Origin of the sequence: Streptomyces otsuchiensis (assembly GCF_004305975.1) — a bacterium.
Lineage (GTDB): Bacteria > Actinomycetota > Actinomycetes > Streptomycetales > Streptomycetaceae > Streptomyces > Streptomyces otsuchiensis.
Map to the genome: position 1 here is coordinate 1 of NZ_BHZI01000463.1, position 2357 is coordinate 2357.

The window sequence follows — 2357 nt, forward strand, 5'->3', positions numbered from 1 at the left end:
CTTCGAGGGCGGGGGCGGCGGGGGCGGTGTGCACGGGGGTGTGCACGGGCTGTACGGCCTGGTCAGCGGCCGCCGGGCCGGTCTCCCACGGGGATGGCGGGGTGAGCTGGGCCAGGGTGTCCAGGCTGGTGTCCACGGCGCGGATCGCGACCAGGCGCTCGCGCAGCTCGGGCTGATCGGCCACGCGGGCGGTGCGCATCGCGACCTTGATGCGGCGCGCGAGACGGCGGCCGCGGCGGCCGGTCCGGCCCTTGGGGTCGAGGGCGGCGTACCGGTCAACGAGGGCGGCGGCGCGCCACAGGGCGCGGTCGCGGGCGATCTCCTCCGCCGAGGCGTCCGCGCCGAGCCGGGCGAGGATCCGCTCCCGGACGCGGCGGGCCGCGACGGCGAGCACGCCCTGGCCCTCGCGGCCGGTCTCGCGGCGCATCTCGATGCCCATGGCCATGTGCCACATGACGGCGGCGCCGAGCGGGCCGAGAACGATCCGCCACAGCCCTGACCCGATGTCGTCGGAGACGTAGGCGGCCGGGACCATCAGGAACGCCGTGATGGCCCACACCAGGGTGCCGGGGAGGCCCGGCCGCCCGGAGCGCTGCATCTCTTCACGGGCGAGGAGCGCCAGCCCGAGCAGGATCACTTCCCCAGCCAAGAACAGCGCGCCGCGCTCGGCCGTGCTGTCGATGCCGACATGGTCCCGCGCGTACTCCCAGGCGATGTGGGCGCCAACGCCGGTGCAGATGAGGGCGGCGACCGTGGCCACGGCCTGAGCGAGCGTCACCCGGGGCGCGGCGGTCTCGGGTGGCCGGCCCCGGCGGCGGGCGCGGGATCGGCGGGCGCCGATGGCGATGGCCGCGAGGAGCAGCGCGACCGCTGCGGCGCCCATCAGCACCTCGGGGCGGGTGATGTGGTCGAACGTCATGTCTCTCGTCTCCTAGGCCGCGTGGGCGGACTCTACGTGGTGTCTGCACAGGGGCCGGGGGTGTGCACCGAGCGGTGCACACCCCCGGTGGGCGGTCAGGCCGGGATGGGGCACCCGCAGTGGTGCGGCACCGGCGCGTCCTCCGCCTCGAACCAGTCGCTGCAATAGGCGCACTGCCACATCGCGGAGAGGGTGTGCGCGGCCCGGAGGGCGGCGCGGACGGCGCGGGCGGTCCGGCTCATCGGGCGCCCCCGCTCTTCGCGGCGGCGCGGCGGGCGTCGGCTTCGCGGGCGCGGCGGAGCGCCTCGTCCTCCTGGGTCGCGGCGCTCATCGGGCACCGCCGCTCTTCCCGGCCGGGGCGGCCGGGCGGAACCAGCCGCCGCGCTGGGAGTCCCAGACGACGTCGCCGTCTCGGGCCGGGGCGTCGGCGGGGCGGGGCGTGATCTTCATCGTCTTGCGGAGTGCCATGATGTGGGTCCTTGTCTCTTGAGGGATGAGGGAGCCTCGGGCGGGCGCCTGCCAGGGATGGCCCGCCCGGGGCGTCACTGCTGCGGGTCGGCGATCAGCTCGCGGGCGTAGCAGGTGACGGTGCGGTCGGTCAGGTCGCCGTCGGTGTGGAGCAGCTGCACCAGGTCGCCGTCGACGGCCAGGACGAGCGCGACCTCACCGCCCTGGTGGGGGCTGGGGGCGATCGGGTGGGCGACCATCACGCGGTCACCGGTCGCGAACGGGGCGGGGGTGGTGGTGTCCATCTCGGGTGTCCTCTCGGTGGGTCTCGGGTGGTGCTCGGAACGGCTGTCCGGCTCCCCCTCACCGCCCCCGGATCGGGGGGCGGATCAGGCAACCGTCAGACGGTCTGCCGCTCCCCTCTCGGGGGGTAGTCGGCGGGGGTAGTAGCGGTAGCGGCAGGGGTAGCGGAGGGGTAGTAGTCGCAGGTAGGAGGCCCTACTACCCCGCGACTACCTTCTCCAGGGGGGCGCCCACGGGAGCGGTCGGGGAGGGGGCCGGAGCGGCCCCGGCGGGGGCCTCAGCGGCACCCCCGGGCGGGCCCCCGGCAGGCCCCTCGGAGGACCCCCCGGCGGGGGTGCCGGAGGACCCCCCGCCGGGGGCCGCGAGCGCCGCCTCCAAGTCGTCCACGTGGACCCCCTTGCGGACGAGCTTGTCGGGGCCGGACCCGATGCTGACGGAGGCCCGGGTGGGGACCCCAGCCGCCTCGATCGCGAGACCCAGCTCCTTCACTTCCCAGTCGAGGTGAGCACCGGCCGCGTGCAACCGGTCAAGGACCGTCGAGAGGTGCACGCCGCGCCCGTCCCCGATCAGCTCGTCCACGAGGTCGATCAGGCGGTCGCCGTCGAAGACGGGGGCGGCCTGCACCTCTCGACGGTCCTTGACCGGTTGCACGCGGCCGGTGCTCACCTCGACTGGGAAGTGAAGGAGC

At 75.5% G+C, this 2357-nt stretch carries 3 protein-coding genes and 2 pseudogenes; all 5 read right to left on the minus strand.

The window, feature by feature from the left end:
• Positions 1-919: pseudogene (locus E0D90_RS25080) on the minus strand (hypothetical protein); the annotation flags it as partial.
• Positions 920-1014: 95 nt separating this feature from the next.
• Positions 1015-1161, minus strand: a complete 147-nt coding sequence (locus tag E0D90_RS26880; protein WP_157996950.1) for a hypothetical protein — start codon at positions 1159-1161, stop codon at positions 1015-1017.
• Between the two features lie 85 nt (positions 1162-1246).
• Complete coding sequence (locus E0D90_RS26885; protein ID WP_157996951.1) at positions 1247-1387, minus strand: hypothetical protein; 141 nt, start codon at positions 1385-1387, stop codon at positions 1247-1249.
• A gap of 74 nt (positions 1388-1461) precedes the next feature.
• On the minus strand, positions 1462-1671 hold the full coding sequence (locus E0D90_RS25085) for a hypothetical protein (RefSeq protein WP_130800213.1): 210 nt from the start codon (positions 1669-1671) through the stop codon (positions 1462-1464).
• Between the two features lie 196 nt (positions 1672-1867).
• Positions 1868-2357, minus strand: a pseudogene (locus E0D90_RS25090) (hypothetical protein); the annotation flags it as partial.

Bases quoted from the DNA above. Each gene is read 5' to 3' on its own strand.
- E0D90_RS26880 (WP_157996950.1), bottom strand. From the start codon at position 1,161: ATGAGCCGGACCGCCCGCGCCGTCCGCGCCGCCCTCCGGGCCGCGCAC.
- E0D90_RS26885 (WP_157996951.1), bottom strand. From the start codon at position 1,387: ATGGCACTCCGCAAGACGATGAAGATCACGCCCCGCCCCGCCGACGCC.
- E0D90_RS25085 (WP_130800213.1), bottom strand. From the start codon at position 1,671: ATGGACACCACCACCCCCGCCCCGTTCGCGACCGGTGACCGCGTGATG.